Genomic DNA, 23,887 nt, shown 5'->3' with positions numbered 1-23,887 from the left:
TTGTGAGTCTTTCCGGGATCCTGCACGCCCTCGACACGTCCGAGTCGTTCCGGGAGGCGAGTGCACCGTCGTCCAGCGACGTCGATCTTTCGCTCGTTGATGGCCTCGATGCGCCCGCGATCGCGGCCTTCCTCGAGCGCAGGCGCGCGGCGGGCGCCCCGGCCGTCGCCCTCGCGATCGCGCCGACGAGCAGGCGCTCCGAGGCGCTCGGATCCGCGCTCCGCGCGATCCTGCCGGACGCGGAGGTCCGCGACCTTCCCGCGTGGGAGACGCTGCCCCACGAGCGGCTGAGCCCGAGCCCCGAGACCGTGGGGCGCCGCCTCGAGACGCTCCGCGCGATCGCGACGTGGGACGGCAAGCACCCGCTCATCGTGGTGACGTCGATCCGCGCCGCGATTCAGCCGATGGTGCGCGGCCTCGGCGACGCCGAGCCGATCTCGCTGACGGTCGGCGGCAAGAACCTGTGGCTTGAAGAGGTCATCGAGCGCCTCGTCGAGCTCGCCTATCACCGCGTCGACATGGTCTCGAGGCGCGGCGACTTCGCCGTGCGCGGCGGCATCCTTGACGTGTTCCCGCCGACGGCCGCCCACCCCGTGCGCGTGGAGTTCTTCGGCGACGAGGTCGACGAGATTCGCGAGTTCTCGGTCTCCGACCAGCGCTCGGTACCGGGCGAGGTCCGCGGCGTCGAGCTGACGGCCAGCCGCGAGCTGCTGCTGACGCCCGAGGTGCGCCAGCGCGCCCGCGAACTCCAGCACGAATACCCCGGCATCGCCCAGATGCTCGAGAAGATGGCCGAGGGGATCCCCGCCGAGGGCATGGAGTCGCTCTCGAACCTCGTGGCCGGCCCGCTCGAGTCTCTCGTCGCGTGCCTGCCCGAGGGGGTCGCGACCTTCCTCGTGGATCCGGAGCGCGCCGTGACCCGCGCTGCGAGCCTCAAAGACACGAACGCCGAGTTCCTCGAGGCCGCGTGGAGCGCCGCGACGGCCGGCGGGCAGGCGCCCGTCGACCTGGCATCGGGTGGCTTCCTCACGCTCGAAGACCTGCACGAGCAGGTGCGCGACGCCGGGGGAGTGTGGCTGAGCCTCAGCCCCTTCAACTCCGGCCTCGCCGAGATCGCGGCCGAGACCGACGACTTTGAGGTGCTGATGCAGCACGGCCTCACGAAGCGCGTTAATGCCGATGCGATCGCGTCGTTCCAGGGCAACGTCGAGGGCGCGGTCGACCACGTCGCGACCCTCATCGCCGACCGCTGGGCCGTCGTGCTGGCGGCCCCGGGCGCCGGCCTCGTCGACCGCGCCCGCGACGTGCTCTCGGATCGCGGCATCGCCGCCCGCATCGTCGACACCCTCACCGAGGCGCCCGAGCCCGGCGTCGTGAGCCTCGTGCGTGCCGAGGTCGAGAGCGGCTTCGCCTCGGCGGAGGCGAAGCTCGCCGTGCTCACGGAGGCCGAGTTCTACGGCCGCGCCGCGACCAGCGGATCCCAGGGCCCGAAGCGGCTCGCGTCGCGCCGCCGCAACGTCGTGGATCCGCTGCAGCTCAAGCCCGGTGACCCCGTCGTGCACGCGACCCACGGCATCGGCCGCTTCGTCGAGATGCAGCAGCGCGAGATCGCGACGGGCGGCGTGAAGTCGACGCGCGACTACGTCGTGCTCGAGTACGCGCCGAGCAAGCGCGGCCGCCCGGGCGACAAGCTACTCGTGCCGACCGACCAGCTCGACCTGCTCTCGAAGTACGTCGGCGGCGAGAACCCCCAGCTGTCGAAGATGGGCGGATCCGACTGGTCGCAGGCGAAGAGCAAGGCGCGCAAGGCGGTGCGCGATATCGCCGTCGAACTCGTGAAGCTCTACTCGGCGCGCATGGCGTCGCGCGGCTACGCGTTCGGGCCCGATACCCCGTGGCAGCGCGAGCTCGAGGAGGCGTTCCCGTTCGCCGAGACCGCCGACCAGCTGCAGACGATCGACGAGATCAAGCGCGACATGGAGCGCGACATCCCGATGGACCGTCTGCTCTCCGGCGACGTCGGCTTCGGCAAGACCGAGGTCGCGGTGCGCGCCGCGTTCAAGGCGATCCAGGACGGCAAGCAGGTCGCGATGCTCGTGCCGACGACGCTGCTCGTGAAGCAGCACCTCGAGACGTTCGCCGACCGCTTCGCCGGATTCCCGGTCAACGTCCGCGCCCTCAGCCGCTTCCAGACCGACAAGCAGGCGCGCGACACGGTGCAGGGCCTCGCCGACGGCACCGTCGACATGGTGATCGGAACCCACCGGATCCTGACGCAGGGCGTCGTCTTTAAGGACCTCGGGCTCATGATCATCGACGAGGAGCAACGCTTCGGCGTCGAGCACAAGGACGCGCTGAAGAAGCTCAAGACCAACGTCGACATCCTCGCGATGAGCGCGACGCCGATCCCGCGCACGCTCGAGATGGCCGTCACAGGCATCCGCGAGATGTCGACGCTCGCGACGCCGCCGGAGGAACGCCATCCGATCCTGTCGTACGTCGGTCCCTCGAACGACAAGCAGATCGCGGCCGCGATCCGCCGCGAGCTGCTGCGCGAGGGCCAGGTGTTCTTCGTGCACAACCGCGTGACCAGCATCCAGAAGGTCGCCTCGCACCTCGCCGAGCTCGTGCCCGAGGCCCGCATCGCCGTCGCGCACGGCAAGATGAGCGAGAACCAGCTCGAGCAGGTCGTCGACGACTTCTGGGAGCGCAAGTACGACGTGCTCGTCTGCACGACGATCATCGAGACCGGCATCGACATCGCCAACGCGAACACGATCATCATTGACCGCGCCGACAAGTACGGCCTCGCCCAGCTGCACCAACTGCGCGGCCGCGTCGGACGCGGGCGCGAGCGCGCGTACGCCTACTTCGTTTACGAGGAGGGCAAGCCGCTGTCGGAGACGGCCGCCGACCGCCTCGAGACGATCGCCGTCCACAACGATCTCGGATCCGGGATCCAGGTCGCGATGAAGGACCTCGAGATCCGTGGCGCCGGTAACCTGCTGGGCGCCGAGCAGGCGGGCCACATCGCCGGCGTTGGCTTCGACCTCTACCTGCGCATGATCGGCGAGGCCGTGAGCGAGTTCCGTGGCGAGAGCACCGATGGGCCCGTCGAGCTGCGGCTCGAGCTGCCCGTCGAGGCGCGGATCCCCGATGACTACATCGACAGCGAGCGCCTGCGCCTCGAGGCCTACCAGAAGCTGTCGGCCGCGGCGACGGCCTCGGCGGCCGACGACGCGATCGACCTCGTGGTCGAGGAGCTTTCCGACCGCTACGGCGAACCGCCGGCGGAGGTCGCCGGGCTCGTTGAGGTCGCGCGGCTTCGCCGGCGTGCGGCGCAGTCGCAGCTCGCCGACGTCGTAGCGATGGGTAAGAACCTCCGTGTCGCCCCCGCGCATCTCGCCGATTCGATGCAGGTACGGCTTAAGCGGCTGTACCCGGGCGCGAAGATCCTCGCGAACGGTGACGCCCTCGTCGTGCCGATGCCAACCGCCGAAGGCATTGACGTCGTGGCATGGGTGCGCCAGCTGCTCGATGCGCTGTTCCCCCTGCCCAAGGTAGAGTCGTAGGTGGTGTGCCGGGAAGTCTGGTCGGCGACGCGGATCCGCTGATTCGCGTCAGAGTGCAACCTGGAACGGACACATGAAGCTGCTTCGCTCGGAACGATTTCCCGCCTTTCTCCTCCTCGGTGCTGCCGCGCTGGGTCTCATCCTCGCGAACTTGCCTTTCGGCGAATCGGTGATCCACTGGAGCCACACCGAGATCGGGGTGCCCGGTCTCGAGCTGTCGCTCTCGCACTGGGTCGCCGACTTCCTGCTCGCAATCTTTTTCTTCGGGGTCGCCGTCGAGCTGCAGTTCGAGATGACGCGCGGTCAGCTCAACAGCCTGAGCAAGGCCGTGCGCCCCGCGATCGCGGCGGCCGGCGGCGTGATCGTGCCGATCATCGTCTTCCTGCTCATCGCGGGGCGCGGCGACACCGCCTCCGGCTGGCCGATTCCGACCGCGACCGACATCGCCTTCGCCCTCGGCGTGCTCGCGATGTTCGGGAAGGGGCTGCCGAAGGGCGTGCGCGTGTTCCTGCTCGCGCTCGCGATCATCGACGACATCGTCGGCATCGTCTTCATCGCGGTGCTTTTTGCGACCGACCTCGATTTCGGCATGATGCTCGCGGGCCTCGCCTGCGTCGTCGCCTTCGCGATCCTCAGTCGCTTCCGCGCCCGCGCGAACACAGCGCTCGTCGTGTCGCTCATGATCGTGGCCGCGCTCGCGGCGTGGGTCTTCATCTTCCAGTCGGGCATTCACGCGACGATCGCGGGCGTGATGCTCGGTCTCGTCATCCGCCAGGACGAGGGCATGCGGGCCCGCCACGCGCTCGAGCCGTGGATCAACGGCCTGATCCTGCCGATCTTCGCCTTCTTCTCGGCACTCGTCGTGATCCCGCAGGTCGCGCTCGACGAGATCTCGCCCGCCCTGTGGGGCATCCTCGTCGCCCTTCCCGCGGGCAAGCTGATCGGCATCAGCCTGTTCGGCTGGCTCGCGCAGTTCGTCGGCAAGGGCGATCGTCTGCCCTTCGCCGACATCATCCCGGCCGCCGCGCTCGGAGGCATCGGCTTCACCGTGTCGCTCCTGCTGTCGCGCCTGGCGTACGCCGATCACGTCGTCGCCGACGAGGCGGTGCTCGGTGTGCTGCTCGGGTCGCTCGTGTCGCTGATCCTGTCGGCCATCCTCGTGCCGCTGCGCGCCCGCCACCACCGCCGGCTCGCGGCGTAATTCTCCACTACCCCCTGTGCGGCAATTCTCCGCGCGGTCATCTGCTGTTCGCAGATGACCGCGCGGAGAATTGCAGAGTTGCTGGCAGAGTGGAGTCATGAGCGAGACTTACGACGGGCTGCGCCGCGCGGCCGAGGTGGCCGAGCAGGTGCACGCCGAGTGCGTGTGGTCGAAGGCCCTCACCCACCGGCAGCTCGCGCCATACCTCACGGAGGAATCCGCCGAGGTGATCGACGCGATCGAATCCGGATCCGCCCCTGAGCTGCGCGAGGAACTCGGCGACCTGCTGTGGCAGGTGCTGCTCCACGCCGCCGTCGCCGAGTCGTTCACGATCGACGACGTCGCGGGCGACCTCGCGGCCAAGATGATCCACCGCCACCCGCACGTGTTCGCGGCGGAGACCGCCGAGACGCCCGAGCGCGTGATCGAGCTGTGGAACGCCGCGAAGGCCGAGGAGAAGCGCTCGCGCACCTCGGTGCTCGACGGCGTGCCGAAGGCCATGCCGGCCCTCGCCCTCGCCCAGAAGGTGCTCGGCAAGGGCGAGCAAGTCGGCGTCGGCCTCGGGTACGTCGAAGAAATTCGCGCCGTCGAGGTCATCGAGGCCGAAGACGGCGAAGAGCTCCTGCCCGCCTCCGAGGAAGACCTCGGCGAGACCCTCCTGGGGCTCGTCGCGCTCGCGCGGGCCCGCGGTTGGGACGCCGAGCGCGCGCTCCGCGGCCGGATCCGCACGCTCGCGGACGACATCCGCGACGCCGAGTAACACCGAATACCGTCACCACCAGAAAGTCACCGATGGCGACGCTCACCCCGAGCACCGAAGTAACCCCTGCAACCCCGTCTTCGCGACTGCGCGCCTTTGGTATGGCCCCGCGCATCGTCGGGCTCGATATCGCCCGAGGTCTCGCTGTTCTCGGCATGGCCGCGGCCCATACCGTCGCTCTCCCCGGCGAGATCCGGTGGTCGGATCCGTCGACCTGGGTCGAGCTCGTCTCCGGGCGCTCGTCGATCCTGTTTGCGGTGCTCGCGGGCGTCTCGATCGCGTTGATGACGGGGCGGAGCCGGATCCCGACCGGCGCGGAGCTCGCGACGCATCGCCTGCGGCTCGTCGCGCGCGGGCTCGTGATCTTCGCGATCGGCCTCGTGCTGGAGCTGCTGGGCACCAACATCGCGGTGATCCTCACCTTCTACGGCGCCGTATATGCCGTTGCGGTCATGTTCATCGGGATGCGCGCCTATGCGCTGGTCGTCTGGGCGGCAGCGATGGCGGTCGCGGGGCCAGCGGTCGCCGCGACCCTCATCGCCCTCTCACCGTCGGCATCGGGCGCGGGCATCTCGTTCATCCTCGAGGGCACGTACTCGATCGTGCCGTGGACGGCGCTCATGCTCGCGGGCCTCGCCCTCGGGCGCCTCGACATCACGCGGCGGAAGACCGCGGCGCTCGCCCTCGCGGTGGGCGTCGCGCTCAGCGTCGTCGGTTACACCGCGGGAAGCGCCTGGGGCGGCAGCGACTCGTCGTACGTGTCGGCGTACTCGTCCTCCTCGTCGATGCCGTCGTACGAGTCGATCCCCGGCGAGGAGGCCGACCTCGCGGGCAAGACGTGCGAGGACTACGGCGATGGAACGCTCGTCTGCTACTCCGATGACGTGATGTACACCGGCACGTACGAGGAGCCCTCGATCGAGGATTCGTTTATCGAGGAGCCGTTCGTCGACGAGAGCGGCTGGGCCGGCGTCGGCGACATGATCGCCGCCGCCGACATCCCTGGCGCCGTCGCGACGGCGTTCTTTTCGAGCGGTCCGCACACGGGCGGCACGATGGAGATCCTCGGATCCGGCGGACTCGCGATCGCGATCATCGCGCTGCTCGTCCTCACGGGCGACAGCCTCCGCTACGCGCTCCTGCCGCTCGCCGCCGTCGGATCCATGCCGCTCACGGCATACTCGGCGCACATCGTCGCGATCTGGATCGTCATCGGCCCCGGCGGCTGGGACCAGCCCGCATGGCTGTACCCGTTCCTCGCCGTGGGCCTGCTGATCGCGTGCTCGGCGTGGGCGATCCTGGTGGGCCGCGGCCCGCTCGAGCGCCTGACCGCCTGGGCCGCGGCACGGCTCGCTCCGGCCGCGACGCGTATCCCGGCCGCGTAGGATCTGCGCATGGCCCGAGCAGTAAAACGACCCGTCGCGCCGCGCGTCGGCGCACCCGACCTGCCGAACCACCTCGACGACGCCGAGCCCTCGCGCGGCGGCGACCTCATCCAGAGGCGGCTGCCGAATCTCGCGGGTGAGGTCGAGCTGTCGTACGCGACGCTCGAGGAGGTACGGATCCCCGGCGCCGACGTCGACTCGCTCGCGCTCCGCGGCGCGACGCTCGTCGACGTCGACATCGACGACATCCGCGCCGTCGAGGTGATCGCGCGCGACGCGTCGCTGCGGCGGGTGCGGATCCATGGCGGCCGGATCGCCACCCTCGACCTCGCGGACGCCCGCGTCTCAGAGCTCGAGCTGCGCGGCCTCCGCATCGACTACCTGCGGCTCGCCGCCGCCGAGCTCGAGGACGTCCTGATCGCCGATTGCACGATCGGGACGATCGACCTCCCGCGCGCCCGCGCGACGCGGGTCGCGTTCGACGGATCCCGCGCCGACGAGGTGGATCCGCGCGGGATGCGCGCGACCGACCTCGATCTTCGGGGGCTCGACGCGGTCTCGTACCTGGATCCGCTGGCCCTTCGCGGCGCGACCCTCACGGAGGAGCAGGTGCGCGTGCTCGCGCCCGCCTTCGCGGTCGCCGCGGGCATTGACGTGCGGTAGGGGATAATAGGTCTCCTATGGCAACCGTGAACCCGCCGCGCGGAATGCGCGACTTCCTCCCCGCTGACAAGGCCCGTCGTGAGCGCGTGCTCGCCGTCATCCGTGAGCGCTACCGCGCCCATGGCTTCGACGAGATCGAAACGCCCGTCATGGAAGAGTACGACCGACTGCATGCCGGCGTCGGCGGCGACAACGAGAAGCTCGCCTTCAACATCATGAAGCGCGGCATCACCGCCGAGACGCTCGCGTCGACCGAGGACGCGGCCGACCTCGCCGACCTCGGCCTGCGCTACGACCTGACCGTGCCGCTGTCGCGCTTCTACGCCTCGCACCGCGCCGAGCTGCCGACGGTGTTCCGCGCCGTGCAGATCGCGCCCGTGTGGCGGGCCGAGCGCCCGCAGAAGGGCCGCTACCGCCAGTTCGTGCAGTGCGACATCGACATCATGGGCGACGCCACGAGCCGCGCAGAGGCCGAGCTCATCTCGGCGACACTCGACGCGCTCGACGCGCTGGGCCTGTCCGGCGCGAGCGTGCGCATCAACGACCGCCGCGCGCTCGACGCCATGCTCGACGTCTTCGGCTTCCCGGCCGACGAGCGCCCCGGCGTGCTCATCACGATCGACAAGCTCGACAAGATCGGGCCGTCGGGCGTCGCCGCCGAGCTCCGCGACCGCGGCGCGGAGGCGGCCTCGGTCGACGCGTTCGAGGCGTTCCTGCGTGGGCTCGCCGAGCCGACCGGATCCTTCGGGGCCGAGCAGATCCGCGCCCTCCTCCCGGAGGGGATCCCGGACGAGATCGTCGACCACCTCACGGGCGTCGGCGAGGCGGTCTCGGCCGCGCGCGGCGACGCCCCGCTCGTGTTCGACCCGTTCCTCGTGCGCGGCATGGGCTACTACACCGGCACGATCTTCGAGATCGCGCACCCCGATGTGTCGTACTCGCTGGGTGGTGGCGGACGCTACGACGGCATGGTCGGCCGATTCCTCGGTCAGGACGTTCCCGCCGTCGGCTTCTCGATCGGCTTCGAGCGCATCGTCGACCTCGTCTCGCTCGCCGAGGCCGAGGGATCCCGTTCGATCGTGCTCGTGCACGACAAGGACGTGCCGGTTGCGGAGCTCCTCGCCCACAAGGCGCGCCTCGTCGCCGAAGGCGCGCGCGTGCGCCTTGAACGCCGTCCCCGCAACCTCAAGAGCGTGCTCGAGCGCGCGGAGGCCGACGGATACACCTCGTTCGCGTCGGTCGCCGCGGGCCAGGACGAGATCGAGCTCAAGCCCCTCGGCTGAGCTGGCGCTGCCCTCCGCGCGGCTCCAATTCATCAACTCTCCGACAACTCTTCCGTTGTCGTTGGCAGATTTGTCGGAGAGTTGATGAGGCGTGGGGAAGTGGCTGAATTGCGGCCACTCGACCGGCCGATCGCGACCCGATCCACGCCGCAAGGCGAACGATCGATGAACGACGGTGCGGCGCGCCCGGCGGGGAGACCGCGGCCCGCTACGCTCGCGAAGCATGACGACTGGTCTTGCCCGCAGGCTCGGGCTCGGCGACGCCATCGCGATCGGCCTCGGATCCATGATCGGCGCCGGCGCCTTCGCCGTCTGGCGGCCGGCGATCGATGCCGCGGGATCCTGGATCCTCGTGTCGCTCGCGCTCGCCGCCGTCGTCGCGTTCTGCAACGCGACGTCGTCGGCTCAGCTCGCCGCGGTACATCCGGTCGCCGGCGGATCCTACGCCTACGGAAATGCCGAGCTCGGAGCCTGGTGGGGATACCTCGCCGGATGGTGCTTCATCATCGGCAAGCTCGCGAGCTGCGCCGCCATGGCGATGACCTTCGCGGCGTACGTCGCCCCGGGGTATGAGAAGCCCGTCGCGATCGCGGCGATCGTGGCTCTCACGACCGTGAACCTCTTGGGCGTCACGCGCACGGCGCTCGCGACCAAGATCCTCGTCGTCATCGTTCTCGTGGTGCTGGTCTTCGTCGTGGCGGCGGGCTTTGCGGCCCCCGCCGTGAGCGATCCACTCGTCGGCCAGGGCTGGTACGGCGTGCTGCAGGCCGCGGGGCTGCTGTTCTTCGCCTTCGCGGGTTACGCGCGCATCGCGACGATGGGCGAAGAGGTCCGTGACCCGGCACGCACGATCCCGCGCGCGATTCTCGGATCCTTTGCCGGCGCACTCGTCGTCTACGTCCTGCTCGCGCTCGTGACGCTGCGCGCGGTCGGCGGCGACGGATCCACGGCCCCGCTCGCCGACGTCGTCGCCGCATCGCCGTGGAGCTGGGGCGGACCGATCGTTCGCGTCGGCGCGGCCTGCGCCGCACTCGGCGCGCTGCTCGCGCTCGTCGCTGGGATCGGGCGGACGAGCCTCGCGATGGCGCGCGGTGGCGACCTGCCGGGAGTGTTTTCGCGGATCCACCCCAAGACCCAGGTGCCCTTCGTCGCCGAGATCGCGGTCGCGGTCGTCGTGATCGGCGTGCTTCTCGTCGCCGATTTGCGCGGGGCGATCGGCTTCAGCTCTTTCGGCGTGCTGATCTACTACCTCGTCGCGAACCTCGCCGCGTTCCGTCAGGGGGCCGCCGTGCGGCGATACCCGCGCTGGATCCAGGTCGTCGGCGCCGTCGGCTGCGTCGCGCTCGCGGCGATGCTGCCGTGGCAGTCGGTGCTCGGCGGAATCGTGCTCGTGGCGATCGGCATCGCGATCCGCGCCGTCCGCCTCGTGTTCGAGCGCCGCTCGGTGTGAGCCTCCCTAACTCTGCAATTCTCCGTCAACTCATCTGCTGCTAGCGGCTGACTTGTTGGAGAAATGCAGAGTTGCGGGGGAAGTGGACGAATCGCGCCCGCAACCCTAGACGCATTGTTCTAGTTCAACTAGAATAACTACATGCTCATCCGCATCGATCCCACTCGCGAGGAGCCCGTCTTCGCGCAGATCGCGACGTCGATCCGGGGCGATATCGCGTCGGGGCGCGTCGCGCCGGGGGAGCGGTTGCCCGCGGCGAAGCAGGTCGCGGCGTCGCTCGGGGTGAACGCGCACACGGTGCTCCACGCATACCAGGAGCTCCGCGACGAGGGGCTCGTCGACATGCGCCCGGGGCGCGGGGCCGTCGTGACGCAGGCCGCGGTCGCCGCGGCCGCGCTGCATGACGACATCTCCGCGCTCGTGGCGCGGGCGCGCGAGCGCGGGGTGTCGGTCGACATGCTCGTCAGCCTCATCAGAAGCCGAGAGGGAGAACGCAATGATTGAACAACGACAGAGGGCGCGTCGCACCTTCCTCCGGCTCTGCCTGTGGATCCCGCTCGCGGTGTTTGTGGCGATCGCGGTCGCGCAGGCGGCGCTCCTGCCCGTGCTGCCGGACACGGTAGCGATCCACTGGGGCGCGACGGGCGTGGCCGACGGCTTCGGGCCTGCATGGACGTATCCGGCGATGACCCTCGGCATCGGCGGCGGCGTCACGGCGCTCCTCGCGCTCGCCGCGGTCTTCGAGATCAAGAGCGACACGCAGCGCACGCAGTACCGCTTCCTCGGCGCGATCATCGGCGGCGAGACGGGCTTCCTCGGCACCACGATGCTCGGCCTCGTGATCGCGCAGGTGGGGCTCGACGACGCGACCGACGCGCCGAACGCGTACGGGATCCTGGGCCTCGGCGTGGTCATCGCGCTCGTCTGGGGCGCGCTCTATTACTTCCTCATCGACGAGCCGCCGGCCTCGGACGCCGACGCGCGCGAGGTCGAGCCGCTCGAGCTCGGGGAGTCGGAACAGGCGGTATGGATCCGCACGACCCAGATCTCGCGCACCGGCGCCTGGGTCATGGGCCTCCTCCTCGGCGTCTCGACGCTCGGCGTGTTCGTGCTCTGCCTTATCGACATGCGCCGCGCCGACGGTCCCACCTGGCCGCTTTGGGGATGCCTCGCGCTCATGATCGTCGTCGCCGTGATGTCCCTCGCGGTGCTGCGTTTCGACGTGCGGGTCGACGCGCGGGGCCTCACGGCCCGCGGCGCGGTTGGATGGCCCCGGATCCACGTCCCGGCCGAGCGGATCACCTCGGCGACCGTCGTCGACGTGAGCCCCATGGGCGAGTTCGGCGGCTGGGGCTGGCGCCTGGGCGCGAACGGAACCGGACTCGTGTTGCGCGCGGGCGAGGGGATTCGCGTGGGCCGCGAGGGCAAGAGCGACCTCACGATCACGGTCGACGACGCCGAGACGGCGGTCGCGCTGCTGCGCCGGACGATGAAAACGGCCCCGTGATTCGCAAAACCGCCCTCTTCGCGGTGCTCGCGCTCGGGCTCGCGTGGCTCGTCGCTGTGCCGCTGTGGCTCGATCCGGGAAATGCCGCCCTTGCGGGACTTCTCGTCTCGCTCATGATGTTCACGCCCGCGATCGCCGTCGCGATCGTTGCGCTCGTGACGCGGCAGAAGGGGTTCTGGCGCTTCGTCGGCGCCTGGCCCATGGTGCCCATCGGCCGATTCGTCGGCATGTGCGTGCTGGGGCTCCTCGGCCCGATCGCCCTCGTGATCGCGGGTGTCGCGGCGGTGTCTGCCCTCGGCCTCGTCGAGCTCGACATCGAGCACCTCTCGGGGTTCGCGGCGCAGCTCGCGGCCGCGGCCCCAGGGAAGGACATGCCGGATCCGCACGTGCTCGCGGCGGTGCAGTTCATCGCGATCCCGGTCGCGGCGATCATCCCGAACGGCTTCCTCGCGTTCGGGGAGGAGCTCGCGTGGCGCGGCTGGCTCACCTCGGCGCTGCGCCCCTACGGCGTCTGGCCGACCCTCCTCATCACGGGCGTGCTGTGGGGACTGTGGCACGCGCCCGTCATCCTGCTCGGCCACAATTACGGCCGCACCGACGTGTGGGGCGTTCTGCTCATGGTCGGCGCGTGCATCGCGTGGGGCGCGTTCTTCGGATGGCTGCGGCTGCGCAGCCGCTCGCTCTGGCCCGCCGTCTTCGCGCACGGCTCGCTCAACGCCAGCGCGGGCCTCATCATGGTCGTCCTCGCGGCGACTTCGCCCTACCGCCCCGAGATCGCGGGCCCGATGGGCATCGTCATGTGGATCCTGCTCGCCGCCCTCGTCGGCATCCTCGCGCTCTGCGGCCAGTTCCGCCCCGCGAAGCTCGTGGCACAATCGACCCCATGACCGTCATCCACTCCGCGCGCCTCATCACCTCGGGAACCGTGACGGAGAACGCGTGGGTGAGGTTCGACGGCGACCGCGTCGCCGAGATCGGATCCGGCACGGGCTGGCCCGCCGACGCCGACGTCGTCGACGCGGCCGGGGGAGTCCTCACCCCGGGTTTTGTCGACATCCACGTGCACGGCGGCGGTACGGCCTCCTACGACGGCGACGCGGCCCAGATCGCCCACGCGATGGCGACGCATCACGAGCACGGCACGACCCGCACGGCGCTCTCGCTCGTGACGGCGACGCAGGCCGACCTCCGATCGCAGCTGGCGCTTATCGCCGACCTCGCGAGCGACAACCCGCTCATCCTCGGTTCGCACCTCGAGGGGCCGTACCTCGACCACGCGCACAAGGGCGCGCACGCGCCCGAGCTGCTCGCGGATCCGCAGGCGGAGGACATCGACGCCCTCCTCGCGGCCGCCCGCGGCACGCTCGTCCAGATCACGCTCGCTCCGGAGAAACCGGGAGCGATGGCGGCGATCCCGCGGCTCGTGGAGGCCGGCGTCGCCGTCGCCGTCGGCCACACGGCCGCCGGATACGAGCAGGCGCTCGCCGCGTTCGACGCGGGCGCGTCGCTCCTGACGCACGCGTTCAACGCGATGGACGGGATCTACCACCGTGCGCCGGGCCCCATCGGTGCGGCGCTCGCGCGCGATCACGTGACCCTCGAGCTCATCAACGACGGCGTGCACGTGCACCCCGCCGTCGCGAAGATGCTGTGGGACGCCGCGCCCGGGCGCGTTGCCCTCATCACCGACGCGATGGCCGCCGCGGGCGCCGCCGACGGCGACTATGTTCTCGGATCCCTCGCGGTGCGCGTCGAGCGCGGCACGGCCCGCCTCGTCGAGGGCGGCGCGATCGCCGGATCCACCCTCACGCTCGACGCGGCCCTGCGGCAGAGCGTCGACGTCTGCGGCGTGTCGCTCGTCGACGCCGTCGACGCCCTCACGCGCGTGCCCGCCGACGCGATCGGGCGGCGCGACATCGGGCGCCTCGAGGCGGGGGCCGCGGCCGACGCCGTGCTGCTCACCGAGCAGCTCGAGGTGACGCGCGTGTGGGGAGCGGGGAACGCGTTGTTCACCCGAGCCGCTTAGACTGAGTGGAGGGTCTCACGGCCCGCCCATGACAACCTCTGAAGGAGCACATTCGTGGCACAGATCGAAGCAGTTGGCGCACGCGAGATTCTCGACTCGCGCGGTAACCCCACCGTCGAGGTTGAGGTTCTCCTCGACGATGACACCGTGCAGCGTGCGGCCGTTCCCTCGGGCGCCTCGACCGGCGCGTTCGAGGCCTACGAGCTGCGCGACGGTGACAAGAGCCGTTACGGCGGCAAGGGCGTCACCAAGGCCGTTGAGGCCGTCATCGACGAGCTCGGCCCGGCGATCGAGGGCCTCGATGCCGCCGATCAGCGCCTGGTCGACCAGGTCCTCATGGAGGTCGACGGCACCCCGAACAAGAAGCGCGTCGGCGCGAACGCCATCCTCGGCGTGAGCCTCGCCGTTGCGAAGGCCGCCGCGGACAGCGCCGGCCTGCCCCTCTACCGCTACGTCGGTGGCGCGAACGCGCACGTCCTGCCCGTCCCGGCGCTCAACGTCATCAACGGTGGCGAGCACGCCGACAACGGCATCGACATGCAGGAGTTCTTCCTGGTTCCCCACGGTGCCGACTCGTTCGCCGAGTCGCTGCGCTGGGGCGCCGAGACCTATCACGTGCTGAAGAAGGAGCTGCTCCAGGGCGGCTACGCGACCGGCCTCGGCGACGAGGGTGGCTTCGCCCCCGACCTGCCCAGCAACCGCGCCGCGCTCGACTTCCTGATGGCCGCCATCGAGAAGGCCGGCTTCACCCCCGGTAAGGACATCGCGGTGGGCCTCGACGTGGCCTCGACCGAGTTCTTCTCGGACGGCACCTACAAGTTCGAGGGCAAGGAATGGACCGCGGAGCAGCTCACGGGCTACTACGAGGAGCTCCTCGCGAACTTCCCGCTCGTCACGATCGAGGACGCGCTGGCCGAGGACGACTGGGAGGGCTGGGCTGCCCTCACCGAGCGCATCGGTAACAAGGTTCAGCTCGTTGGCGACGACCTGTTCGTCACGAACCCCGAGCGCCTCAAGCGCGGTATCGACGCCGGCGTTGCGAACTCGCTGCTCGTCAAGGTGAACCAGATCGGTACCCTGACCGAGACCCTCGACGCCGTGTCGATGGCTCAGTCGGCGAACTACACCGCGATGATGTCGCACCGCTCGGGCGAGACCGAGGACGTCACGATCGCCGACCTCGCGGTCGCCGTCAACTGCGGTCAGATCAAGTCCGGCGCGCCCGCTCGCAGCGACCGCGTCGCGAAGTACAATCAGCTTCTGCGCATTGAAGAGGAGCTCGGTGACGCGGCAACGTTCGCGGGCCGCGGCGCCTACCCCCGTTTCCAGGGCTAAGTAGCGCACAAGCATCACGAGAGGGAGTCGCAATGGCACGAAAGATTGCGGCTCCCTCTTCGCGTACCCGGCGCAGGCGCCGGGCCGCGAACACGCGCGAGTGGCTCGGGGGGATCCAGCTTTCGGGCTTCGCGGCGATCCTCCTGGGGCTCGTCGTGTTCGGCGCGCTCGTGCTCGTGCCGACCGTCAGCAGCTACGTCGACATGCGCCAGCAGATCGCGCAGGCGCAGCAGGGCGTCGAACTCACGAACGACGAGATCGCGCAGCTCGAGCTCGAGCGCGACCAGTGGCGCGACCCCGCCTTCATCCAGAGCGAGGCGCGCGAGCGGCTGTTTTACATGAACCCCGGCGAGATCGTCTACCTGATTCAGGACGACCTGCCGGTGAGCGACGACGAGGAGCCCTCGGTCGTCGCGCCGGAGGCCTCCGAGACCGAGAGCGACTGGATGGGATCCATGCTTCGCTCGGTCGTCGGGGCGGGACTCGCCGAGCAGGCGACCCCCGCGACAAAGTGAATCCCAGGGAACCCCGGTAGCCTCACAGGGTGACTACACCTCCCTTCGCCCCGGTACGCGACTCTGAGATCCGTGTCGTTAGCAGTCAGCTCGGCCGCGAGGCGCGAGGCATCGTCGGCATCGCCGCGCGGTGCGTGTGCGGTAACCCGACGGTCGTCGCCACGGCGCCGCGCCTGCCGCAGGGCACCCCCTTCCCGACCTTCTACTACCTCACGCACCCCGCCGCGACGGCGGAGATGTCGCGCCTCGAGGCGGGCCAGGTCATGGTCGAATTCACCGAGCTCCTCGACTCCGACGAGTCGGTTCGCGCGCAGTACAGGGCCGCCCACGAGGCGTTCCTCGCCGATCGCGCGCGGTTCGGCGACGTGCCCGAGGTCGACGGCATCTCGTCGGGCGGCATGCCCACCCGCGTCAAGTGCCTGCACGCCCTCGCCGGCCACGCCCTCGCGGCGGGCCCCGGCGTGAACCCGATCGGCGACCTCGCCCTCGAGCGTTCCGCCTGGTCGCCCGAGCGTTGCGAGTGCGACGAGCCCGGCGCCGCCCTGAGCGACGACGCGGCCTGAGCATGCGCCGGGGTGTGCGTCCCGCCCGCGCGGTAGCCGCCGCGCTGGCGATGATGTGCGCCCTCGTGGCCATCCCCGGCGCCGCGGTCGCCACGACCGAGTCGCCGTCGCCGACGCCGAGCGCGACCCGCAGCCCGAGCCCGACGCCGACGCCCACCCCGACGCCGGATCCGGTGCGCTCCTCGGAGTACTGGCTCGACGAGCTGGGCGTTACCGACGCGTGGGAGACGACGAAGGGCGAGGGCGTCACGATCGCGGTCATCGATAGCGGCATCGCGTCGGACATCGACGAGCTCGACGGCGCGGTCGCCGGGGGAGCGGACTTCTCCGGCGTCGGCAGCGCCGACGGCCGCTCGCCGCTCGGCGCCGACGCGCACACGCGCAGCCACGGATCCTGGGTCGCCTCGCTGGCCGCGGCCCGCGGAACGGGCGAGGACGAGGGCATGATCGGCGTCGCGCCGGAGGCGAAGCTCCTCTCGGTGTCGATCGGTTTCGGATCCGTGAGCGAGGTGCCGTTCTCGGAGCAGGTCGCCTCGGCAATCACGTGGTCGGTCGACCACGGCGCCGACATCATCAACCTCTCGTTCACGACGAATCAGACGTCGTGGGACGAATCATGGGACGAGGCGTTTCAATACGCCTTCGACCACGACGTCGTGGTCGTCGTCGCGGCCGGAAACCGCGACGGCGGGACCGACATGATCGGCGCGCCCGCGACGATCCCCGAGGTTCTCGTCGTCGGCGGCGTCGACGAAGACGGCAAGGCGAGCCAGGGCGCGTCGACGCAGGGCGGCACGATCGCCGTCTCGGCGCCGAGCGAGGCGCTCATCGGCATCGGCCCCGCGGGCGACGTCGATTCGTGGCGCGGCACCAGCGGATCCGCCCCGATCGTTGCGGGGATCGTGGCGCTCGTGCGCGCGGCGCACCCCGAGCTCGACGCGAACAACGTCATCAACCGCATCGTCGCGACGACGCGGCGCGCGCCCGCTCAGGAGGGCACGCGCGACCCGATCTACGGATTCGGCATCGTCGACGCCGAGGCCGCCGTGACCGACGACGTGCCGCTCGTCGACTCGAGCCCCGTCACCGACGTCACGCTGAAGGAATGGGTGCGGATCAACCGCGGCGCGGCCGAACCGGGCGAGGTCGACTCGGGCCCGACGCCCACGCCCGAGCCCGTGACGCTCCCGGCGCTGCCGCCGATGGATCCGCCGGCCGAGGCCGCGAACCCGTACCTTCCGTCGCCCGAAAGCCTGCGCGAGGTGACCCTGCCGTTAATGGCGGTGTCAGCCGCTGGTATCCTTATCTTGCTTGGCGTCGTCGCTGTGTCCCGGCGCTTCCGCTCGAGCCGTGATTCTCACGGATCGAGTTCCTGACACAACTCCAAGGAGAATTTTTTCCCGTGCCTAAGATCCTTATCGTCGGCGGCGGTTACGCGGGTTTCTACACCGCGTGGAAGCTCGAGAAGCACCTTCGTACCAATGAGGCTGAGGTCGTTCTCGTCGACCCGCTCTCGTACATGGCTTACCTGCCGTTCCTTCCCGAGGTCGCCGCCGGTGCGATCGAGCCGCGTCACGCCGTGGTCTCGCACCGTCGCCACCTGAAGAAGACCAAGATCGTGAACGCGAAGGTCACGGGTATCGACCACGCGAACAAGACCGCGACGATCACCCCCGAGGGTGGCGAGAGCTGGGAGTACCAGTACGACGAGATCGTCGTGACCGCCGGCTCGATCTCGCGTACCTTCCCGATCCCGGGCATCGCCGAGAACGCGATCGGCATGAAGTCGATTGAAGAGGCCGTCGCCGTTCGCGACTCGCTGATCCGCAACTTCGAGCGCGCCGCGAGCCTGCCGAAGGACAGCGAGCTGCGCAAGCGCCTGCTGACGGTCGTCGTCGTGGGTGGTGGCTTCGCCGGTATCGAGACCTTCGCCGAGCTCCGCTCGTCGGCGAACGCCCTGCTGCAGAAGTTCCCGGAGATCTCGTTCGACGAGACCGAGTTCCACCTCATCGAGGCGATGGGCCGCATCATGCCCGAGGTCTCGCTCGAGACCAGCCACAAGGTTCTCGCCGACCTCGGTCAGCGCGGCGCCCACGTGCACCTCGACACGCAGGTCGCCGACGCGACCGACGGCATCGTGCGCACGAAGGTCAAGAACGAGGCCGGCGACATGGTCGACGGCCCGGTCTACCCGACCGACATCATCGTCTGGACTGCGGGCGTCATGGCGAACCCGAAGGTCGTGAACGGATCCGACCTCCCGCGCGAGCCGCGCGGTCGCATCACGACGCAGGCCGACCTGCGCGTCGTCGACGCCGAGGGCAACGTCGTCGCGGGCGCCTGGGCCGCCGGTGACATCGCCGCCGTTCCGGACAAGACCGGCGGTCTGCCCGACGGTACCTGCGTGCCGAACGCTCAGCACGCCGTCCGCCAGGCCAAGCGCCTCGCGAAGAACCTCGTTGCGGTCATCCGCGGCGAGCAGACGGTCGACTACTTCCACAAGAACCTCGGCGCGGTTGCGGGTCTCGGCCTCGGCCACGGCGCGTTCCAGTCGGGCAAGTTCGCCCTGACCGGCTTCCTTGCCTGGGCCGCCCACCGCGGCTACCACGGCCTCGCGATGCCGACGTGGGAGCGCAAGTGGCGCGTGCTGTGGGGTTGGTACCACAACTTCTTCCTCGGCCGCGACCAGGTGCAGCTCACCAAGGTTCAGGAGCCCCGCGCGTTCTTCGAGGAGTACGCGTCGCGCCCCAAGCCGAAGCAGGACTAATCCTCGCCGAAGGGCGCTCCTCGCTCGAGGGGCGCCCTTCGCGCATCCCCCTATAGCCCAATTGGCAGAGGCAGCCGACTTAAAATCGGCACAGTGTGGGTTCGAGTCCCACTGGGGGGACGTATTGCCGTCGGAAGGAGACTCGTTGTCCGTCACCGCCCGACCGCAGGTCCCGCGTCCCGGCGCGATCCTGCGCCCGCGCGACGGGATCACCGCCTCGAGGCTCCGCGCGCCCGGCGGCTCGCAGACGCACGCCGCGCAGCACGAGCCGGTTCCCGGATCCGTCGGTGAGTGGCTGCGCGAGATCGTGATCGCGCGCACCCTCGCGAACGAGGAGGCGCTCGCGGGCATCGCGGTGGAGTACTTCGTCGGTGAGGGCGAGTTGACCGATCAGGACGGCCGCCGGGTCGCGCTCGGCGACCCCGTGATCCCCGGCGGCTTCTACGCGTTCCACAAGCCGTTCCCGGCGGAGGCGCGGATCCCGTTCGAGATCGAGATCGTGCACGAGGACGACGACCTGATCGTCGTCGACAAGCCCCACTTCCTCGCCTCGACGCCCAACGGTGCCTTCGTGCGCGAGTGCGTCATGACGCGCCTGCGCGTCGAGCGCGGCGAGGACGACATCGTCGCGATCCACCGCCTCGACCGCGTCACGGGCGGCCTGCTCGCGCTCTCGCGGCGCCCGGAGACCCGCGGCGCGTACCAGAAGCTGTTCCAAGAGAAGCGGATCCGGAAGACCTACCGCGCGCTCGCGCACCTCCCCGAGCAGGGGGAGCTGCCGCTCGGGCTCGCGGGCGGCGAGCCCCGCGAGCGGTTCAGCCGCCTGCAGAAGACCTCCGGCGACCGCGCCGTGCGCGAAATCGACGGCGAGCCGAACGCGCACACGACGATCCGGCTCATCGAGGCGCGGGGGAGCGTGGGCGAGTTCGAACTCACGCCGCACACGGGCAAGACGCACCAGCTGCGCGTGCACATGAACGGGCTCGGCATGCCGCTCGTTGGCGACCCCGTCTACCCGCGCGACCTGGGCCCGGATCCCTACGACTTCTCGGATCCGCTGCGGCTTCTCGCGACGACGCTCGAGTTCGCGGATCCGTTGACGGGGAAGGCGCGCCGCTTCGAGTCGCGCATGTCGTTCTGAGGGCGCGAGAAAGGGGCCGCGCGGCGCGCGACCCCTTTCTTCGTGCTCCTAGTGGCCCGCGGGCGCGGGCGCGCCCTCCTGGTCGTCGGCCGGCTTCACGATGAAGAACGACAGCACGACGGTGATGGCGGCGATGATCGCGCCGAGCAGGAACGCCGAGTGGGCGCCCGACGCGCTCGCGTGCGAGGCGTCGGTTCCCTCGGCGGCCGCGGTCGCGATCGTCGAGGAGTAGATGCCGATCAGCAGGGCGGTGCCTGCGGCGCCGGCGACCTGCTGTAGCGTGTTGAGCGCGGCGGATCCGTGCGAGTACAGGTTGCGCGTCAGCGAACCGAGCGATGCCGAGAACAGCGGCGTGAACGACGCCGCAAGTCCGAGCGACATCGTGACCTGTGTCGCGACGATCAGCGCAACGGGCATCTCGGGGCTGATCACCGAGAACACGAACATCGCCGCGGTGACGAGGATCGTGCCGGGGATGAGCAGCGTGCGCGGGCCGTACTTGTCGTAGATTCGGCCGACGAGCGGGCCGAGCAGACCCATCAGCAGCGCGCCCGGCAGCATCACGAGGCCCGACTGCGTGGCGTCGAGTCCTACGACCTCCTGCAGCACGAGCGGGAGCATTCCGAGCGAGCCGAACATCGCGAACGCGATCACGGCCATGATGACGACGGCGATCGTGAAGTTGCGCGAGCGGAAGACGCGAAGGTCGAGCAGCGCGTCATCCTTCTTCTGCAGCGAGAGCTGGCGCCAGACGAAGAGGCCGAGCGAGATGACGCCGACGACGAGGGCGATGATGGGCAGCGAACCGAGGTTCGAGGATCCCTCGCCGCCACCGAGCTGGCTGACGCCGAACACGGTGCCGCCGAAGGCGAAGACGCTGAGGACGATCGAGATGCCGTCGATCGGGGCGTGCGTCGTCTCGCCGAGGTTCGTCATCCACTTGAGGCCGACGACGAGAGCGACGATCGCGATCGGGAGGATGATCGCGAAGATCGTGCGCCAGCCGCCGAGGTGGTCGATCACGAGGCCCGACATCGTGGGGCCGATGGCCGGGGCGAGCGAGATGACGAGGCCGACGCGGCCCATCATGCGGCCGCGCGAGTGCGCGGGCACGACGTTCATCATCGTCGTCATGAGCAGGGGCATCATGATGCCCGTGCCGCTGGCCTGGATGATGCGGCCGATGAGCAGCAGCGTGAAGCCGGGGGAGACGAGGCAGACGAGCGTGCCGAGGGCGAACGCCGAGATCGCGGCGAGGAAGACCTGGCGCGTCGTGAAGCGCTGCAGGAGGAAACCGGTCGTCGGGATAACGACGGCCATCGTCAGCATGAACGCACTCGTGAGCCACTGGCCCTGTTCGCGCGGGATGCCGAGGGTGTGGTTGAGCTCGGGGATGGCGATCGCCATCGTCGTCTCGTTGAGGATCGCGACGAACGCCGCGATAAGAAGGAGCCAGATCACCCGCATGCCGGCGGGGTCAATGGTGTCGTTGTGCGCGGGTACGCGCGTAGAACCGGTATCTGTCGTCACGTGAAGTGCTCCAGGCAGAATAAGGGATGACTCCGCCCCGGGCCAGGGCTCACAGAACGAAGAGCCCCCGCAGGCGGACGCATCATTCTAACGAGAGAGTGTGGCCGGCTATTCCCACATTGGCAGATCTCGTGGCGTGAAGCGGGATCTAAGCTTGCAGTGATGAGTATGGGACGGCCCATGGGGGCAGGCGGGCGCGGCGGGCGGCCCGTCGATGAGAAGGCGCTCCGCGAGATGAACGCGCAGGCGCCGAAGGTGCCCGACCTCGGCAAGCGGATCCTGGATCTGTTCCGACCGTATAGCAAGCGCGTCGCGCTCACGGCCGTGCTCGTCGTGATCGGTGCGGCTCTCGGGGCGATCCCGCCGCTCGTGATCCAGCGGATCTTCGACGACGCGCTCTTCCCGTCGTCCGGCGCCGTCAACATGCACCTGCTCGCGTGGCTCGTCGCCGCCATGATCGCGCTCTACATCGCCGCGTCGGTCGTGCAGGTCGCGCAGACGTGGCTGACCTCCAGCGTCGGTAACCGCGTCGCGGGCGACCTCCGCACGCGGATGTTCGATCACCTCCAGAACATGGAGCTGGCGTTCTTCACGCGCACGAAGACGGGCGTCATCCAGTCGCGCCTGCAGAACGATGTCGGCGGCGTCTCTGGCGTGCTCACGAGCACCGTGACGAGCATCCTCGGCAGCGCCGTGACGGTGATCGCCTCGATCGTCGCGATGATCCTGATCGACTGGCGCCTCACGATCATCTCGCTCATCATGACGCCGATCCTCGTCATCGTGCAGCGCCGCGTTGGGCAGGTCCGCGCGCGCATCGCGAGCGAGACGCAGCAGTCGCTGTCGGAGCTGACCTCGATCACGCAGGAGACTCTGAGCGTCTCGGGCATCCTGCTGTCGAAGTCGTTCAACCGCCAGCGCACCGAGTCGGCGCGCTACGCGAACGAGAACGCCAACCAGATCCGCCTGCAGATCCGTCAGACGATGAGCGGCCAGGGCTTCTTCGCCGTCGTCAACGTGCTGATGAGCTCCGTCCCCGCCGTGATCTACCTGGCCGCCGGGTTCTTTATCGGCGGATCCGATGGTGCGATCACCGCCGGCACCATCGTCGCCTTCACCACGGTGCAGGCGCGCGTGTCGATGCCGCTCGTGAGCCTCATGCGCGTGGCGCTCGAGATCCAGACCTCGCAGGCGCTGTTCGCCCGCATCTTCGAATACCTCGACCTGAAGCCGGCGATCGTCGACCGGAAGGACGCGATCGCGGCGTCCGAGGCGCCCGGCCCGCAGGGGCGCATCGAGTTCCGCGACGTGCGGTTTCGGTACCCCGACATCGCCGCCGATGCCGCCCCGACGCTCGACGGCGTCTCGTTCGTGGCGGAGCCGGGCCAGCACGTCGCGTTCGTGGGGCCGAGCGGCGCGGGCAAGACGACGATCCTGTACCTCACGCCGCGCATGTACGAGGCCGAGTCGGGAGCCGTGCTGTTCTCGGGGCGCGACGTGCGCGAGCTCGAGGGCACCTCGATCATCGACCAGATCGGCATCGTCACGCAGGAGACGTATCTCTTCCACGCCACGATCCGCGAGAACCTGCGCTACGCGAAGCCCGAGGCGAGCGACGAGGAGATCGAGCGGGCGTGCCGCGGGGCGAACATCCACGAGCGCATCATGAGCTTCGACGGCGGTTATGACACCGTCGTGGGCGAGCGCGGCTACCGCCTCTCCGGAGGCGAGAAGCAGCGCATCGCGATCGCGCGCGTGCTGCTGAAGGATCCGCCCGTGCTACTGCTCGATGAGGCGACGAGCGCACTCGACACCGTCAGCGAGCGCGTCGTGCAGGAGGCGCTCGAGTCTGCCGCCGAGGGCCGCACAACCATCACGGTCGCGCACCGCCTCTCGACGATCGCGGGCGCCGACGTCATCAACGTGCTGGAACAGGGCCGCATCGTTGAGAGCGGCACCCACGACGAGCTCCTGGCCGCCGGCGGCCTCTACGCCTCCCTCGCCGCCGAGCAACAGGGCTAACGCCCCGCCTGCCCTTCACCACCTCCGCGAGGTCTCACTCTTTTCTCGGCCCACTTCCGCGAGGTCTCACTCTTTTCTGGGCCCACCTCCGCGAGGTCTCACTGAATTCAGTGCGATTTCGCGAAATCAGTGCGATTTCGCGAAATCAGTGCGATCTCGCGAAAAGG

Annotated in this window: 19 protein-coding genes and 1 tRNA gene; 19 read left to right on the top strand and 1 reads right to left on the bottom strand. The window is 69.6% G+C overall.

Annotated elements, in window-relative coordinates:
• The first annotated feature begins 2 nt into the window (after window positions 1-2).
• The 18 genes from mfd (at window position 3) to DTO57_RS05215 (ending at window position 20,168) form a co-directional block, all read left to right on the top strand.
• Window positions 3-3,572 carry a transcription-repair coupling factor gene (gene mfd, locus DTO57_RS05300; RefSeq protein WP_187346591.1) on the top strand — a complete coding sequence of 1,190 codons (3,570 nt, stop codon included), beginning with the start codon at window positions 3-5 and terminating at the stop codon, window positions 3,570-3,572.
• 73 nt (window positions 3,573-3,645) lie between these two features.
• Window positions 3,646-4,773: a Na+/H+ antiporter NhaA gene (locus DTO57_RS05295; protein ID WP_114117118.1), complete on the top strand. Its 1,128-nt coding sequence runs from the start codon at window positions 3,646-3,648 to the stop codon at window positions 4,771-4,773.
• 97 nt (window positions 4,774-4,870) lie between these two features.
• A complete protein-coding gene (locus tag DTO57_RS05290; RefSeq protein ID WP_114117117.1) occupies window positions 4,871-5,533 on the top strand; it encodes a nucleoside triphosphate pyrophosphohydrolase in 663 nt (220 codons plus the stop codon).
• Window positions 5,534-5,565: 32 nt separating this feature from the next.
• Window positions 5,566-6,918, top strand: a complete 1,353-nt coding sequence (locus tag DTO57_RS05285; RefSeq protein WP_114117116.1) for a heparan-alpha-glucosaminide N-acetyltransferase domain-containing protein — start codon at window positions 5,566-5,568, stop codon at window positions 6,916-6,918.
• Between the two features lie 9 nt (window positions 6,919-6,927).
• Complete coding sequence (locus DTO57_RS05280) at window positions 6,928-7,581, top strand: pentapeptide repeat-containing protein (protein WP_114117115.1); 654 nt, start codon at window positions 6,928-6,930, stop codon at window positions 7,579-7,581.
• Window positions 7,582-7,598: 17 nt separating this feature from the next.
• Entirely contained in the window at window positions 7,599-8,864 is a 1,266-nt protein-coding gene (hisS, locus tag DTO57_RS05275; protein WP_114117114.1) for a histidine--tRNA ligase, read from the top strand.
• Window positions 8,865-9,087: 223 nt separating this feature from the next.
• Window positions 9,088-10,314: an APC family permease gene (locus tag DTO57_RS05270; RefSeq protein ID WP_114117113.1), complete on the top strand. Its 1,227-nt coding sequence runs from the start codon at window positions 9,088-9,090 to the stop codon at window positions 10,312-10,314.
• Window positions 10,315-10,455: 141 nt separating this feature from the next.
• Window positions 10,456-10,818, top strand: a complete 363-nt coding sequence (locus tag DTO57_RS05265; protein ID WP_114117112.1) for a GntR family transcriptional regulator — start codon at window positions 10,456-10,458, stop codon at window positions 10,816-10,818.
• Window positions 10,811-11,821 (top strand): DUF1648 domain-containing protein, encoded by a 1,011-nt coding sequence (locus DTO57_RS14650; RefSeq protein WP_162785662.1) that lies wholly within the window; start codon window positions 10,811-10,813, stop codon window positions 11,819-11,821. The genes DTO57_RS05265 and DTO57_RS14650 overlap by 8 nt, the downstream gene beginning before the upstream one ends.
• Window positions 11,818-12,708, top strand: coding sequence for a CPBP family intramembrane glutamic endopeptidase (locus DTO57_RS05255; RefSeq protein WP_229730525.1), 891 nt, complete (start codon window positions 11,818-11,820; stop codon window positions 12,706-12,708). Before DTO57_RS14650 ends, DTO57_RS05255 begins: the two co-directional genes overlap by 4 nt.
• Window positions 12,705-13,847 carry an N-acetylglucosamine-6-phosphate deacetylase gene (gene nagA / locus DTO57_RS05250; RefSeq protein WP_114117109.1) on the top strand — a complete coding sequence of 381 codons (1,143 nt, stop codon included), beginning with the start codon at window positions 12,705-12,707 and terminating at the stop codon, window positions 13,845-13,847. Before DTO57_RS05255 ends, nagA begins: the two co-directional genes overlap by 4 nt.
• Before the next feature lie 54 nt (window positions 13,848-13,901).
• Window positions 13,902-15,182, top strand: coding sequence for a phosphopyruvate hydratase (gene eno / locus DTO57_RS05245; RefSeq protein ID WP_114117108.1), 1,281 nt, complete (start codon window positions 13,902-13,904; stop codon window positions 15,180-15,182).
• 32 nt (window positions 15,183-15,214) lie between these two features.
• Window positions 15,215-15,697, top strand: coding sequence for an FtsB family cell division protein (locus DTO57_RS05240; RefSeq protein ID WP_114117107.1), 483 nt, complete (start codon window positions 15,215-15,217; stop codon window positions 15,695-15,697).
• Between the two features lie 29 nt (window positions 15,698-15,726).
• Window positions 15,727-16,260 carry a DUF501 domain-containing protein gene (locus DTO57_RS05235; protein WP_114117106.1) on the top strand — a complete coding sequence of 178 codons (534 nt, stop codon included), beginning with the start codon at window positions 15,727-15,729 and terminating at the stop codon, window positions 16,258-16,260.
• A gap of 14 nt (window positions 16,261-16,274) precedes the next feature.
• Entirely contained in the window at window positions 16,275-17,636 is a 1,362-nt protein-coding gene (locus DTO57_RS05230; protein ID WP_229730527.1) for a S8 family serine peptidase, read from the top strand.
• Between the two features lie 26 nt (window positions 17,637-17,662).
• Window positions 17,663-19,027 (top strand): NAD(P)/FAD-dependent oxidoreductase, encoded by a 1,365-nt coding sequence (locus tag DTO57_RS05225; RefSeq protein WP_114117104.1) that lies wholly within the window; start codon window positions 17,663-17,665, stop codon window positions 19,025-19,027.
• 46 nt (window positions 19,028-19,073) lie between these two features.
• Window positions 19,074-19,147: transfer RNA gene (locus tag DTO57_RS05220), tRNA-Leu, on the top strand.
• A 25-nt stretch (window positions 19,148-19,172) separates the two neighbouring features.
• Window positions 19,173-20,168 (top strand): pseudouridine synthase, encoded by a 996-nt coding sequence (locus DTO57_RS05215; RefSeq protein WP_114117103.1) that lies wholly within the window; start codon window positions 19,173-19,175, stop codon window positions 20,166-20,168.
• Window positions 20,169-20,216: 48 nt separating this feature from the next.
• Here the strand turns inward: DTO57_RS05215 and DTO57_RS05210 are convergent, their stop codons facing one another.
• Complete coding sequence (locus tag DTO57_RS05210) at window positions 20,217-21,698, bottom strand: MDR family MFS transporter (RefSeq protein ID WP_229730529.1); 1,482 nt, start codon at window positions 21,696-21,698, stop codon at window positions 20,217-20,219.
• Between the two features lie 168 nt (window positions 21,699-21,866).
• On the opposite strand from DTO57_RS05210, the gene DTO57_RS05205 reads away from it, so the two are divergent.
• Window positions 21,867-23,720: an ABC transporter ATP-binding protein gene (locus tag DTO57_RS05205; RefSeq protein ID WP_114117102.1), complete on the top strand. Its 1,854-nt coding sequence runs from the start codon at window positions 21,867-21,869 to the stop codon at window positions 23,718-23,720.
• The last annotated feature ends 167 nt before the right edge of the window (window positions 23,721-23,887 follow it).

It is taken from the genome of Microbacterium sorbitolivorans, from assembly GCF_003327285.1.
GTDB lineage: Bacteria > Actinomycetota > Actinomycetes > Actinomycetales > Microbacteriaceae > Microbacterium > Microbacterium sorbitolivorans.
This window is presented reverse-complemented; position numbering and strand designations above follow the sequence as displayed.

Bases quoted from the DNA above. Each gene is read 5' to 3' on its own strand.
- DTO57_RS05295 (WP_114117118.1), top strand. From the start codon at position 3,646: ATGAAGCTGCTTCGCTCGGAACGATTTCCCGCCTTTCTCCTCCTCGGT.
- DTO57_RS05290 (WP_114117117.1), top strand. From the start codon at position 4,871: ATGAGCGAGACTTACGACGGGCTGCGCCGCGCGGCCGAGGTGGCCGAG.
- DTO57_RS05285 (WP_114117116.1), top strand. From the start codon at position 5,566: ATGGCGACGCTCACCCCGAGCACCGAAGTAACCCCTGCAACCCCGTCT.
- DTO57_RS05280 (WP_114117115.1), top strand. From the start codon at position 6,928: ATGGCCCGAGCAGTAAAACGACCCGTCGCGCCGCGCGTCGGCGCACCC.
- hisS (WP_114117114.1), top strand. From the start codon at position 7,599: ATGGCAACCGTGAACCCGCCGCGCGGAATGCGCGACTTCCTCCCCGCT.
- DTO57_RS05270 (WP_114117113.1), top strand. From the start codon at position 9,088: ATGACGACTGGTCTTGCCCGCAGGCTCGGGCTCGGCGACGCCATCGCG.
- DTO57_RS05265 (WP_114117112.1), top strand. From the start codon at position 10,456: ATGCTCATCCGCATCGATCCCACTCGCGAGGAGCCCGTCTTCGCGCAG.
- DTO57_RS14650 (WP_162785662.1), top strand. From the start codon at position 10,811: ATGATTGAACAACGACAGAGGGCGCGTCGCACCTTCCTCCGGCTCTGC.
- nagA (WP_114117109.1), top strand. From the start codon at position 12,705: ATGACCGTCATCCACTCCGCGCGCCTCATCACCTCGGGAACCGTGACG.
- DTO57_RS05240 (WP_114117107.1), top strand. From the start codon at position 15,215: ATGGCACGAAAGATTGCGGCTCCCTCTTCGCGTACCCGGCGCAGGCGC.
- DTO57_RS05205 (WP_114117102.1), top strand. From the start codon at position 21,867: ATGGGACGGCCCATGGGGGCAGGCGGGCGCGGCGGGCGGCCCGTCGAT.